Below are 13654 nucleotides of genomic sequence, written 5' to 3'. Positions count from 1 at the left end.
TATGTTCAAAAAATCAGCTGCCTTACTCTTAATTAACCTCTTGGGAATAAGTTTGTTGTTGCAGGCGCAGACTTCCAAGCGCCTTATCAATAATTGGGAATTTGTAAAAGAAGATTTGGGGGGCGTTTGGGAAGCCGTACGGCCAGTAAAGGCGGGCAATCCCGAAGAAATGCCTTATTGGCAAAAAGTAAGCTTGCCACACTGTTTCAATGCTACCGATGCCGTCGATCCTGATGTAAACTACTACCAAGGTCCGGGTTGGTACCGCACCAATATCGAGGTGGCCAATCCTTATACCAAAGGCAGGACTTTATTGCATTTTGAAGGCGCTGGACAGAAAACACAAGTCTACATTTATACTACCAAAGTGGCCGAACATGTGGGTGGCTATGATGAGTGGACGGCTGATATTACCGATGCGGTAGAAAAATTCAAGCAATCGCCTTTGTTTAAAGGGCAGTTTAAGGGCAAGGTGCCCGTAATTATCCGTTGCGACAATTCGCGCGATTTGGAAATGATTCCTTCCAGTCTGTCTGATTTTAACGTGTATGGTGGCCTTTATCGCTACCTCAACCTCGTTTATACGCCACAACTCAGCGCCGATAAACTGTTTGCGCATGCTACTGTTGATGCCAAAGGCGCTTTGGGCAAATTGAGCATCAAAGCAAGATTGTTCAATCCTGATGCGGTAAAAGAGGCTACGTTTAAAATCAGCGTAACCGATCCGAATGGCAAAGTAGTGGCCGATTGGAACAAGGCTTTGCCAACATTTCAAGGCGACGAATTGTTATGGGAAACTTCCCTCAAATCGCCAAAATTATGGTCGCCAGACGCTCCACAGCAGTACGAAGTAAAACTGAGCATCACAGCCAACGGCGAAACCTCGGTAATGACCGAAAAAGTAGGCTTCAGGAATTTCGAGTTTGTGAAAAAAGGGCCTTTTATGCTCAATGGCAAGCGCTTGTTGTTGCGCGGTACCCATCGGCACGAAGACCATGCGGGCGTAGCGGCCGCCATGACCGAGGAGATGATCGTGACCGAAATGAAGCTGATGAAAGAAATGGGGGTCAACTTCATCCGTTTGGGGCATTACCAGCAATCGCGCATCGTACTCGATTTGTGCGACAGCCTGGGCATTTTGGTTTGGGAAGAAATTCCTTGGTGCCGTGGTGGATTGGGTGGCCCGGTTTATCAGGAACAGGCTAAAAGGATGTTGACGAACATGATTGAACAGCATTACAACCACCCATCGGTTATCATTTGGGGCTTGGGCAACGAAAACGATTGGCCAGGCGATTTTACCGAATTCGACCAGCAAAAAATCAGGACTTTCATGAAGGAATTGAACGATTTGTCGCATAAATTGGATCCTTCTCGCAATACCGCCATCCGCCGTTGCGATTTCTGTCGCGATATTGTAGATGTGTATTCGCCATCTATTTGGGCCGGTTGGTACCGTGGCGATTATACCGAGTATAAACAGGTTTCGTTAGACGAATTCAACAAATCAGACCGCTTTTTGCACGTAGAGTGGGGTGGTGACAGCCATGCCCGAAGGCATTCGGAAAATCCGGATAATGCCCTGAGCAAAATCAAAAAAGGCGGTGGTGCCGACGAGCGTGCAGGTGATGCCTCTTTATATGGTGGCGCAGCGCGGGTAAGCAAAGACGGCGATTGGAGCGAAAGTTACATCGCCAATCTCATCGACTGGCATTTGAAGGAGCAGGAAACCATGCCTTGGCTCAGTGGTACGGCTTATTGGCCGTTTAAGGACTTTTCTACGCCAATCAGACCTGAAAATCCAGTACCTTACGTAAACCAAAAAGGTGTAATTGAACGCGATTTTACAAAAAAAGAAGCCTTTTATATTTTTCAATCGTACTGGACAACTACACCAATGGTTCACATTTATGGCCATACCTGGCCTATCCGTTGGGGCGCCGAAGGTGAGGAGAAAATGGTGAAGGTTTACTCGAATTGCGACGAAGCCGAACTTTTTGTAAACGGCAAGAGTTTTGGCGTAAAGAAAAGAAACAGTCAGGATTTTCCAGCCGCTGGCTTGCGTTGGCAGGTGCCGATGGGCAAAGGCAAATACACCTTTAAAGTGGTAGCCAAAAAAGGCAAGATAACGGTAAGCGACGAAATTGTACAAGAGTACCAAACCGATAAATGGGGCAAGCCTGCGCAAATGACGTTAGAAAAAATCGATGAAAAAGATGGCATAGCTACTTTGGAAGTAAAACTTTTCGATGCGCAAAAAGTATTGTGCCTCGATGCCGTAAACTTGGTGGCTTTTGGGTTGGTTGGTGATGGAGAACTGATTAAGGATCAAGGTACTTCTACCGGTTCATCTAAAGTACAATTGTACAATGGCCGGGCACTGATTAAAGTAAAAACCAATAAAGGCAAAAGCGTGGTAAGCGTACAATCGAAAGGCATGCCAACCGTATTTTTAAACTTAAACTAATGAGAAAATCATTCCTATTGTTTGTTGTGTTGGTGGCGATGGCCATGAACACGTTTGCCCAAAAAACGTCCATTGCCCAACAAGTAACCGCTGTGCTAAAAGCGCAAGTACTGAAAGAAGCAGCTTGGGCCATGCAGCAGCAACCCGTAACCGTAACTGCTGAAAGCTCGTCAAGAAGTGCGGGTGGCAAGCACGATTTCTTTTCGGAAGCCGATTATTTCTGGCCAAATCCGAAAAATCCTGATGGACCCTACATTAACCGCGATGGCGAAACCAATCCGAATAATTTTGTAGCGCACCGCAAGGCCATGATCCGCTTCAGCACGATCATTGGTGCTTTGGCATCGGCCTATAAAATTACCGGCGACGAAAAATATGCACAACAGGCTTTAAAACACCTCAAGGCTTGGCTTGTAGATCAGGAAACGCTAATGAACCCGAATTTGTTGTTTGCACAGGCGGTAAAAGGTTCTTCTACCGGACGCAGCTGGGGCATTATCGATACCATTCACTTAATGGAGGTGGCTCAAGGCATGTTGGTGCTAGAAAAAGCCAAAGCATTCGATGCCGTTACGACAACCGCCATTAAAAAATGGTTCGCCGATTATATCCTTTGGCTCAATACCAGCAAAAACGGCATGGCCGAGAAAAATTCGAAAAACAACCATAGTACTTGTTGGGCCATGCAAGTGGCTTCATTTGCCAAACTGTGCAACAACCAAGCCATGCTCGATTCGTTGCGTACCAGCTATAAAATGGTATTGTTGCCCAACCAAATGGCAGTTAATGGCAGCTTTCCCTTAGAACTGGAACGCACCAAGGCCTATGGCTATTCGATCTTTAATTTAGATGCCATGGTAATGGTTTGCCAAATCTTGTCGACCCCAAAAGACAACCTTTGGGAATTTGAAACTGCCGATGGCAAATCGATCAAAAAAGGAATCGAATTTCTTTATCCTTTCGTAGCCGATAAAAGCAAATGGACCTTAAAACCCGATATTATGTTTTGGGAAAACTGGCCGGTGGCACAACCGTTCTTGGTTTTTGGCGCCAATCAGTACAAAAACCAGGCTTGGTTCAATACTTGGAAAAACTTGGATTTAAAACCAAGCGTAGAAGAAGTAATCAGGAACTTACCCATTAGGCATCCTTTAATTTGGTTATAAAATGAAGTTATTTAAAGAAACCCGCTGGTCGGGATGTGCCATCTCGACCCTATCTAACCTTGGATTTTTAATCCATGGCAGAAAAGTTTGGTTCGGTTTAGGTCTGCTTTTTTTGACTTTCAGTGCCTCAGCCCAACAAGCTTGGCAATCTAAATATGTTAAAATAAAGGATGGCAAACTCCAATATATTCCAGACGAACAGGGCGACATCATTCCCGATTTCAGCAGGGTGGGCTACCATCAAAACGAAATAGCCATCCCTAAGGTGGCTGTGGTTGCCACACTTTCGCCAACTGGCGATAACGACCAGCAACGCATTCAGGATGCGATTGACGAATTGGCCAAAAAACCTGCCGATGCAAGGGGCATCCGCGGGGCAATTCTATTGCAAAAAGGCGAATACAAAATTCCGGGAAGCCTCCGCATTTCGGTGGGTGGCATTGTTTTGCGTGGCGAAGGAGAAGAAACCAAGCTTGTGGCCACTGGCAAAGGACAACGAAAAACTATTATCGCCTCTGGAACAGGAAAAGCGGTAGAAATTCCTAATTCGAGGGTGAAGATTGCCGATAAATACGTGCCTTTAGGGGCCAAAAGCTTTCAGGTAGCCAATGCATCGAGCTTGAAGGTGGGCGATGCGATTATGGTCTACCGTCCAGGCACCCAAAAATGGATCTCGGATTTAAAAATGGACCAAATCGAGGCCCAAGCCAATACCATCCAATGGAAGCCTAGCGATTATAACTTCAATTTCGAACGTAAAATCACAGCCATCAAAGGCAATACCATTTTTATCGATAATCCCATTGTCATGGCTATGGAAGAACAATATGGCGGTGGAGAAATCTATAAATACACTTTTGCAGGTCGCATTGCCGAGGTAGGGATAGAGAATTTGTTGCTGGCATCTGAGTTTGCCAATGATACGGATGAAGACCACGGCTGGGATGCCATTTCTTTCAATAAAATAGAAAACAGTTGGGTAAGCGGGGTATCAAGTCATTATTTCGGCTACTCATGTGTAAATCTGGGTGGCGATAGCAAGCAAATTACCGTAAAAGACAGCAAATGCTTTACACCAAAATCGAAAATAGAAGGAGGTAGAAGGTATTCTTTCAATAACGATGGTCAATTGAACCTGTTTATGAATTGCTACGCTTCAGAAGGTAGGCACGATTACGTTACCGGAGCCAAGGTTTGCGGGCCTAACGTATTTTATCATTGTGTTTCAGAACAAGCCAAGGCCGATATTGGTCCGCACCACCGTTGGGCCATGGGCACTTTGTACGACAATGTGGTGAGCGATGGCGAAATCAATAGTCAAGATCGAGGCAATTGGGGTACCGGCCATGGCTGGGCAGGCGTAAACCAGGTATTTTGGAACTGTAAAGCCTCCAAAGCAGCCATTCAGGATCCTTATGTAAGTGGCAAAAACTATGTCATCGGTTTAACGGCCAAGCCTTATGAGGGCAGGTTAAAAGGCCGGCCGGCAAGTGCATGGGATGGCCAAAGCGGGGCAGGGTTGCAACCTGCTTCATTATATATAAAACAAGTAGAGGAAAATAAAAAACGATAAATTATGAAGTTGAAAACTAGTCTATTCGCCTTGTTGATTCCAGTTTGTGGAGTAGTGCAGGCCCAGAAAGTGAACATAGCCAAAGCTTTTGCCGATGCAGCCAAGCAAACTGATGTACTGATCAAGAGCGTAGATTCGGCCAGAAAAATAAAGCCTGCGCAAGTTTCGCCACGAACCGTAGAAAACGGACAATTTAAAATGGTGGTTTCGAGAGATTGGACCAGTGGCTTTTTTCCGGCAGAGCTGTGGTATTTCTATCAATACACCAAAGACAAAAAATGGCTCGAACTGGCTAAAAAATATACTGAGGATATCAAAAAAGAGCAGTTTAACAAAGGGACGCACGATTTGGGCTTTATGGTTTATTGTCCCTTTGGCAATGGTTATCGCTTAACCGGCGATCCGGCTTATCGCGAGGTGATTATCCAAGCGGCTAAGTCGCTTTCTACGCGCTTCAATGCCAAGGCTGGTGTCATCAAATCGTGGGACCACAACGGCGATAAATGGAAATATCCTGTAATTATCGATAACATGATGAATTTGGAGCTTTTGTTTGAAGCGACCAAGCTTACCGGCGATTCGTCGTTTTATAAAATTGCCGTTTCGCATGCCAATACCACCCTAAAAAACCATTTCCGCCCCGATTTCAGCTCTTGGCATGTGATTGATTACGATACCTTAACCGGCAACGTACGCAACAAACTCACGGCACAGGGCTACAGCAACGAATCGGCATGGGCCAGGGGACAGGCTTGGGGCTTGTATGGCTATACCTTGTGTTACCGCTACACCAAAAATCCGGCTTATTTGAAACAAGCGGAGGCTATTGCGAAGTTTATCCTGAACAACCCAACCCAAAATAAGGATTTGGTGCCGTATTGGGATTACAATGCACCGAATATTCCAAATGCGCCTAGAGATGCTTCGGCGGCGGCCATTACGGCTTCGGCATTTTACGAGCTGGCCAATTACAGCAAAGCCGATAAGTACAAGGAATTGGCTGATAAGATCCTGACCAGTTTAACCAATAGCTATCGTGCGCCAATCGGCAAAAATTATGGATTTATCCTGGAGCACAGCACCGGCCATTTGCCTGCAAAAAGCGAAATCGATGTGCCGATTAATTATGCCGACTATTATTATCTGGAAGCTTTATTAAGAAGCAAAGGCTATCAATACAAGTAATAAGTTTTTGATAAAATAAGAGACTTGTAGTGGTATACTCAATTCTAAACCCTAAAACTTATCCAGTTTTGCTTAAATCACTATACAAATGAATAAATTTTCTAGCCTTTCTGTTCTGTTTATTTTCGGGCTTTTGCCGTTAACCCATGCGCAGCAGCGCAAAACGATCGATCAAAGGGTCGATTCCTTGATGAAATTGATGACTTTAACCGAAAAGGTAGGTCAGCTGAACCAATATTCGGGCAGGGAGGTAACCGGCCCATCGAGCGATCGGAAAACCTACCTGCTCAACGATATCAAGAATGGCATGGTAGGCTCTATGCTCAATGTAAAAGGCGTAAAAGACACGCGTGAAATCCAGGCTGTCGCTTTGCAGTCGCGCTTAAAAATCCCCTTGCTGTTTAGTCTGGATGTGATCCATGGCTACAAAACCGTATTTCCTATCCCTTTGGCCGAATCGGCTTCATGGGATATGGATGCCATTAGGGCTACGGCCCATGTGGCAGCCGAAGAAGCGGCGGCCTCGGGCATTCACTGGACTTTTGCCCCGATGGTTGATATTGCCCGCGATCCGCGTTGGGGCCGGGTAATGGAAGGTGCCGGCGAAGATACCTATTTGGGTGCTGCCATTGCCAGGGCGCGTGTTTTGGGCTTTCAGGGAGAGAAACTAGGTGCAGTAGATGCCATTATGGCCTGTGCCAAACATTTTGCAGCCTACGGCGCTGGAATGGCCGGCAGGGATTACAACCCGGTCGACATGAGCGAACAAATGCTGAATGAGGTTTACCTGCCCCCGTTTAAAGCGGCTGCCGATGCCAAAGTAGCCACTTTCATGAACTCATTTAATACCCTAAACGGTGTGCCTGCCACAGGAAACGCCTATTTGCAACGCGATATTTTAAAAGGCCAATGGGGCTATAAAGGCTTTGTGGTAAGCGATTGGGGCTCGATTAGGGAAATGCTGCCTTGGGGATTTGCCAAAAACCTAAGCGAGGCGGCCGAAAAAGCCATCATTGCCGGTAGCGATATGGATATGGAGAGCGAAGCCTACAAAAAAGAACTGGAGAAGTTGGTAAAAAGTGGCAAAGTAGACATCAAATTTGTTGACGATGCCGTGAGAAGGATTTTGTACAAAAAGTTCGAATTGGGTCTGTTTGATAATCCTTACAAATTTTCTGACGAAAAGCGTGAAGCCAGGGTCATGAACGATCCCAAATACAAAGACGTAGCTAGAATGGCTGCACAAAAATCGATCGTGTTGCTGAAAAACGTGGCTAACACCTTGCCTTTGCAAAAAAATGTAAAAAACGTGGCTTTGATAGGGCCCTTGGTACATGCCAAAAAAGACCAGGCCGGTAGTTGGACGGTTTATGCCGATACCAATAACATCGTGAGTGTTTACGAAGGCCTAAAAAGCAAATTGGGCAATGCCAAATTTACTTATGCCGAAGGAACATCGATCGATCAAACCAGTACGGCAGGTTTCGATGCGGCAGTAAATACAGCTAAAAACGCCGATGTAGTGGTGATGGTTTTGGGTGAAGCGGGAGATATGAGTGGCGAATCCAAATCGCGTACCGATATTGGTTTGCCTGGCCGTCAGGAAGAGTTGTTCAACGCAGTAAAAGCCACGGGCAAACCTGTAATTGTGGTATTGATGGCTGGCCGTCCCTTGATTTTTAACAGCATAGCCGATAAAGCCGATGCCGTGGTTTATGCCTGGTTTTTGGGCGATCAGGGAGGCAACGCCATTGCCGATGTATTGGTGGGCGATTTCAATCCATCGGGCAAATTGCCAATCAGCTTTCCGAGAAACGTAGGCCAAATCCCGATTTTTTACAACCATTTGAATACGGGACGTCCGGTGACCAAAGCAAGCGATATCCGATACAAATCGGCTTATATCGATTCGCCAAACGATCCGCGATTTGCATTTGGCTATGGCTTGAGCTATACTACTTTTGCCTATAGCGATTTAAAACTGTCGAAATCGGCCATCCAAAAAGGAGAAACTTTACAGTTAACCTTTACTTTAACCAACAGTGGTAAAGTAGCTGGCGAAGAAGTGGCTCAGTTATACATCCAAGATAAGTTTGCTTCTTTAGCGCGTCCGGTTAAGGAATTGAAAGATTTCGTTAAAGTGAAACTGAACCCAGGCGAAAGCAAGCAGTTGACTTTTACCTTAACTCCAGAGAAACTGGCATTCTTCAAAGAAAAACAGGGCTGGGTTACTGAGCCCGGCGATTTTAAGGTAATGATTGGCGGTTCGTCTGATGGGATTAAGTTGGAAAATAATTTCGAGCTGAAATAGATTTTACTACCTGAGATGCTTAAGAGATTGATTTTGGTTGGTTAGAACAGTTTGGAGAAGATGAACACACTTGCGAAGTTTTTTAAACTTTGCAAGTGTAATGAACCAATGAACCAATGAACTAATGAACCAATGAACCGTGTTGGTTTACGCTAACGTTTCCGTAACTATTTTCGGCCAATCGTTATTGGTCGATTTTTTAATTCAGTATTATTGATTATACATTTAAACAGATGAGTACAAACAAACATAAATTACTACAAACTTGGCGCTGGTACGGACCTAACGATCCGGTAAGCTTGCAAGATGTGAAACAGGCTGGTGCAACAGGCATTGTTACCGCCTTGCACCATATTCCGCATGGCGAAGTTTGGCCATTGGAAGACATTAAGGAAAGAAAAGCCATCATAGAAGCAGCTGGCTTGCATTGGGCCGTGGTAGAGAGCGTTCCCGTTCACGAAGCTATCAAAACCCGCAGACCGGGAGCAGAAAAATATCTCGAAAACTACAATACTTCGTTAAGAAACCTGGCCGCCTGTGGCATCAAAACCGTGTGCTACAACTTTATGCCGGTACTGGATTGGACCCGTACGCAGCTGGACCTCGAAATGGTTGATGGTTCAAAAGCTTTGTATTTCAACTGGACCGATTTAGCGGTATTTGATATTTATATTTTAAAGCGTCCAAATGCCGAAGCAGATTATCCGGCCAATATCCTCACAAAAGCCAAAGTCCGGTTAGAAAGCCTAAGCGAAGCCGAATTAACCGAACTGCGCATCAATGTATTAATGGGTATTCCGAACGAAAAGGAAATCGAATTGGAAACCCTGCGAGCCAGTATCGATGAATATCAAAACATTGGAAGGGATGGTTTAAAGGCCAATTTAACTTGGTTTTTAGAAGGTATTGCCACTACTTGTACCGAAACTGGAATTAAAATGACCATCCACCCCGATGATCCGCCGTACCCGATTTTGGGATTGCCACGCATTGCGAGCACCAAAGAAGACCTGACCAGCATTTTGAGAAGTGTTGACCAGCCTTTTAACGGCATCTGCTATTGCACGGGTTCGCTGGGCGCAGGTGTGGATAACCAATTGGTCGATATTTTTGAAGCCGTGAAAGAACGTGTGTATTTCTTGCACTTGCGCAACGTAACCAAAGATGAAGAAGGCAATTTTTATGAAGCTGATCATTTGGGTGGCGACGTTAACATGTACGAAGTCATGAAAGCGGTTGCTGCAGAAAATGCCAAAAGAGACCAGCCTATGCCATTTAGACCAGATCATGGGCACCAAATGCTCGATGATTTGAACAAAGTAACCAATCCGGGTTATTCGGCCATTGGCCGTTTGCGTGGCTTGGCCGAACTGCGTGGCCTCGAAATGGGGATTACGGGTAACTATTAGATGAAAAGTTCATAGTCCATAGTCCATAGTCCATAGTCCATGGTCAATAGTCTATAGTCGGAAGTCCAGAGTCGATTCGATAGCTGGATTTTTGATTCTAAACCATCAACCATGGACTATCGACCTTCAACCTCTTGGCTAGCCCGAATCAATTCGCCTAAAACCTGTATAGACCGTTCAATTTGCGCACTAAACGGATGGCCAAAGCTAATGCGGATGTAATTGGTAAAACGTCCATCCGTACTAAATACCTGCCCTGGATAGATGCCAATCTGCTGTTTGAGGGCAGTCCTGAAAATTTCGAAAGCATTTATGGCCTTGGGCAGTTCAATCCAAAGCACATAACCGCCAGCTGGTTGGTTTACCTTTACTTCTTCTGGAAAATAATCGAATATGGCTTGCAGGTAGCGCAAACATTGGGTATGCAGGGCTTTTCGCAGCTTGCGCATGTGCAAGTCGAATCTGCCGGTTTCAAAAAACAAGCCTATAGCAGCCTGTGTAGGCGTAGCCGACGATATGGTGTGCATCAATTTGATATTGAGTACCTTGTCTTTAAACTTGCCGGGAATGCACCAGCCCACACGATAGCCCGGTGCCAGCGATTTAGAAACCGACGAACATAACAGTACCAGGCCTTTTTCGTCGTAGCTTTTGCAGGTTCTGGGCCTGGATTTACCAAAAAACAAGTCGCCATAAATATCGTCTTCAATCAAGGGGATCTCTTTATCGGCTAGTAGAACTACCAATTGTTTTTTGCGCTCGTCAGGCATTACACAGCCCAAAGGATTGGTAAAGTTGGGCGTAAACAAACAGGCTTTGATGTTTACTTTTTCAATGGCCTGGGCCAAATACTCGATGCTGATTCCCGTTTGCGGATCGGTAGGGATTTCGAGCACCTTAAGTCCTTGGCTTTTCATCACGTTGAAAATGCCAAAATAGGTTGGGCTTTCAATGGCAATCGTATCGCCGGGTTCGGCTACAGCCTTAAGGCAAAAAACAAGGGCCTCCATACAGCCCTGCGTGCTTATAATTTCGTCGGCAGTAAGCGTACCACCCCAGGTCAGCGCATTTTTGGCTACCTGTTGGCGTAATCGCAAATTACCTTGAATGTCTTCATAATTGATACAACTGTAAGCATTTTCGCGGATGGCTTCGGCCATGGTTTTGTTCAGTTTGCTTTCGGGCAATAAAGAAAGGGCCGGGGCGGCCATCGACAGTTGCGAAATGCCTGTTTTATTGATACTGCCGTACACCATGGCCAACATTTCGTCTACATTAACGTCGAAAGGTTCTTTTTCGCTTTGAGGCGCCGCACTGATAAATCTTCCTTTACGATCAGTAAAACGAACATAATAACCCGATTTGGGCCTGGCTTCGATCAATCCTTTATTTTCAAGCTCTACATAGGTTTTAAATGCCGTACTCAAGCTAATGCCGTGGTCTTTGCTCAAAGTGCGTACCGAAGGTAGTTTATCGCCGGTTTTGAGAACGCCATCCAAGATGTTCTGCGCTATTTTGCCGGCCAGTTGCTGGTAAAGGAAATCGGTGGTTGTTGTGGTTGCCGTATTCATGTCGGAAATCTGTTATGCTCAAAAATATAAAATCTGCATCTGTTTTTGTGTTTTTTCTTTACCGAATTTTGAATGATTAAATCCACTACAACCATGAATACCGAAATTATCGAATACAACACTGCCTTGCAGCCTTATTATGAACAGTTGAATATAGATTGGCTCCAAGAATTTTTTGCGGTAGAAGAAGCTGACAAATGGATGCTAGAAAATCCAAAAGAAGCTATTTTAAACAATGGTGGCCATATTCTGTTTGCCAAAAGAGGCCATGAAATCGTGGGCACGGTTGCCCTGAAATTTAGTGCACCCGGCGTTTACGAACTGGCCAAAATGACCGTAGCCAAAACAGCCCGAGGCTTTGGTTTGGGACGTGTGCTTTGCGAAGCGGCTATTCAGAAAGCCAAACAATTGGGGGCAACCAAAGTAATTTTATACACCAATTCCAAGCTGCAGGATGCCATTCATATTTACGGCAAACTGGGTTTTGAACAAATCCCGGTAGATAAACTTGAATTTGTACGCATTGATACCATGATGCAGTTAACTTTAAATACATACCATGAACAGGCTTAAAGAAGACCTCAATTATTTAGAAGAAATACTGGAACAAGCTAAATTAACCGGAATAGATTTTTTGGCGCAATTGGAGAAACTCTCCACTAGTCCACTCGCTGGCGAGGTAAAACCGAGCAAGGATTTGCCCGAGGGAGGCGGCGCTTTAGATGCCCTGCAATTGTTCAAAGCATATTATCAGCAGCTCATCACGGCTTCGAGCGGACCAAGGTACTGGGGTTTTGTAACGGGAGGCTCCACACCGGCTGCACTTATGGGCGATTGGTTGTGTAGTGTTTTCGACCAAAATCCGCAAAGTGTATCGTTAAATGGCGATATTTCTGCGCACATCGAGCATGAAACCATCAAACTCATGCGTCGTTTGTTTAACCTGCCCGACAGCTTTAACGGCAGTTTTGTAAGCGGAGCCACCTTGTCTAATTTCACGGGTTTGGCCGTGGCCAGGCAGTGGGCAGGCGAACAGCTGCAACATAACATTGCTGCCGATGGCATGTTGCCGGGGATTAAGGTTTTAAGTGCCAACCCGCATTCTTCAGTGCTCAAATCATTGGCCATGCTGGGCTTTGGTCGTAACCAGCTGGTGCAAGTCAAAAGTAAACCCAACACCGAATCGATTGATTTAGACGATTTGGAAAGCTTGTTGGCCATGTATCAGGATTCGCCGATTATTTTAAGCGCAAGCGCTGGTACGGTAAATACTTCAGACTTCGACGATTTACTGGCAATAACCCAACTTAAAAAGCAATATAAATTCTGGTTGCATATTGATGCGGCTTTTGGGGGCTTTGCCGCCTGTACGCCAAAATACGCTGGATTGCTAAAAGGCTGGGAAGTGGCAGACAGCATTACTATTGATGGTCACAAATGGATGAACGTGCCTTATGACAGCGCCATCGCTTTTGTGCGCCATGAACATCAAAATTTGCAGATCCAGACTTTTCAGAATTCCAATGCACCTTATTTGGGTAATCCGGCCACTAATTTTTCCTTCGCCAGTACTGTGCCCGAAAATTCGAGGCGTTTGCGTGCCTTGCCAGCCTGGTTCAGTTTAATTGCCTATGGCAGGGAAGGATTTAAGGAGATTGCCGAAAATTCCATCCAATTGGCGCAACAATTTGGCGATTTCATTGCCCAAAGCGAAAATTTCGAACTCTTGGTCCCAGTAAAACTCAATACGGTTTGCTTTACACTGAAACACAAAAAAGAACAGGTCGATTTGTATTTGGATACGCTCAACAAACTCGGCAAGGTTTACCTCACGCCAACGGTATACGGCGGACAGCGTTGCATACGCGCGGCTTTTGTAAACTGGCGTACCAGCGAAAAAGACCTCGAAATTGCCGAAGAAGCCATGCAACAAGCCTACAATACTTGTTTTAAAGCTTAAAAGAAAACCCCG

General features: G+C 45.3%; 9 protein-coding genes. 8 read left to right on the top strand and 1 reads right to left on the bottom strand.

All coding sequences use genetic code 11. The annotated features are described in order from the left end of the window. The first annotated feature begins 1 nt into the window (after position 1). From VRU48_RS05130 to uxuA, 6 genes are all read left to right on the top strand, one after another. A complete protein-coding gene (locus VRU48_RS05130; RefSeq protein ID WP_330106849.1) occupies positions 2–2467 on the top strand; it encodes a glycoside hydrolase family 2 TIM barrel-domain containing protein in 2466 nt (821 codons plus the stop codon). Then, positions 2467–3633 (top strand): alginate lyase family protein, encoded by a 1167-nt coding sequence (locus tag VRU48_RS05125; RefSeq protein ID WP_330106848.1) that lies wholly within the window; start codon positions 2467–2469, stop codon positions 3631–3633. Before VRU48_RS05130 ends, VRU48_RS05125 begins: the two co-directional genes overlap by 1 nt. A 1-nt stretch (position 3634) precedes the next feature. Continuing rightward, positions 3635–5206, top strand: coding sequence for a hypothetical protein (locus VRU48_RS05120; protein WP_330106847.1), 1572 nt, complete (start codon positions 3635–3637; stop codon positions 5204–5206). Positions 5207–5209: 3 nt separating this feature from the next. Continuing rightward, positions 5210–6391 carry a glycoside hydrolase family 88 protein gene (locus VRU48_RS05115; RefSeq protein WP_330106846.1) on the top strand — a complete coding sequence of 394 codons (1182 nt, stop codon included), beginning with the start codon at positions 5210–5212 and terminating at the stop codon, positions 6389–6391. 88 nt (positions 6392–6479) lie between these two features. Then, positions 6480–8702 carry a beta-glucosidase BglX gene (bglX, locus tag VRU48_RS05110; RefSeq protein ID WP_330106845.1) on the top strand — a complete coding sequence of 741 codons (2223 nt, stop codon included), beginning with the start codon at positions 6480–6482 and terminating at the stop codon, positions 8700–8702. Between the two features lie 233 nt (positions 8703–8935). After that, positions 8936–10111, top strand: a complete 1176-nt coding sequence (uxuA, locus tag VRU48_RS05105) for a mannonate dehydratase (RefSeq protein WP_330106844.1) — start codon at positions 8936–8938, stop codon at positions 10109–10111. A gap of 116 nt (positions 10112–10227) precedes the next feature. On the opposite strand, the gene VRU48_RS05100 is transcribed toward uxuA, so the two are convergent. Further along, the gene (locus VRU48_RS05100) at positions 10228–11682 is read right to left on the bottom strand and encodes an aminotransferase-like domain-containing protein (protein WP_330106843.1); all 1455 of its coding nucleotides are present in this window, start codon (positions 11680–11682) and stop codon (positions 10228–10230) included. A gap of 93 nt (positions 11683–11775) precedes the next feature. On the opposite strand from VRU48_RS05100, the gene VRU48_RS05095 reads away from it, so the two are divergent. Next, positions 11776–12255: a GNAT family N-acetyltransferase gene (locus VRU48_RS05095; protein ID WP_330106842.1), complete on the top strand. Its 480-nt coding sequence runs from the start codon at positions 11776–11778 to the stop codon at positions 12253–12255. Beyond that, complete coding sequence (locus tag VRU48_RS05090) at positions 12242–13642, top strand: pyridoxal phosphate-dependent decarboxylase family protein (protein ID WP_330106841.1); 1401 nt, start codon at positions 12242–12244, stop codon at positions 13640–13642. Before VRU48_RS05095 ends, VRU48_RS05090 begins: the two co-directional genes overlap by 14 nt. Positions 13643–13654 lie beyond the last annotated feature (12 nt).

The sequence above is a fragment of the Pedobacter albus genome, assembly GCF_036324255.1.
Lineage (GTDB): Bacteria > Bacteroidota > Bacteroidia > Sphingobacteriales > Sphingobacteriaceae > Pedobacter > Pedobacter albus.
Note: the sequence above shows the minus strand (reverse complement) of the source record. Positions and strands in the feature narration are given on the sequence as shown.

Coding starts and splice junctions, on each gene's coding strand:
- VRU48_RS05090 (WP_330106841.1), top strand. CDS start 12,242: ATGAACAGGCTTAAAGAAGACCTCAATTATTTAGAAGAAATACTGGAA.
- VRU48_RS05130 (WP_330106849.1), top strand. CDS start 2: ATGTTCAAAAAATCAGCTGCCTTACTCTTAATTAACCTCTTGGGAATA.
- VRU48_RS05100 (WP_330106843.1), bottom strand. CDS start 11,682: ATGAATACGGCAACCACAACAACCACCGATTTCCTTTACCAGCAACTG.
- VRU48_RS05095 (WP_330106842.1), top strand. CDS start 11,776: ATGAATACCGAAATTATCGAATACAACACTGCCTTGCAGCCTTATTAT.
- VRU48_RS05115 (WP_330106846.1), top strand. CDS start 5,210: ATGAAGTTGAAAACTAGTCTATTCGCCTTGTTGATTCCAGTTTGTGGA.
- VRU48_RS05120 (WP_330106847.1), top strand. CDS start 3,635: ATGAAGTTATTTAAAGAAACCCGCTGGTCGGGATGTGCCATCTCGACC.
- bglX (WP_330106845.1), top strand. CDS start 6,480: ATGAATAAATTTTCTAGCCTTTCTGTTCTGTTTATTTTCGGGCTTTTG.
- VRU48_RS05125 (WP_330106848.1), top strand. CDS start 2,467: ATGAGAAAATCATTCCTATTGTTTGTTGTGTTGGTGGCGATGGCCATG.
- uxuA (WP_330106844.1), top strand. CDS start 8,936: ATGAGTACAAACAAACATAAATTACTACAAACTTGGCGCTGGTACGGA.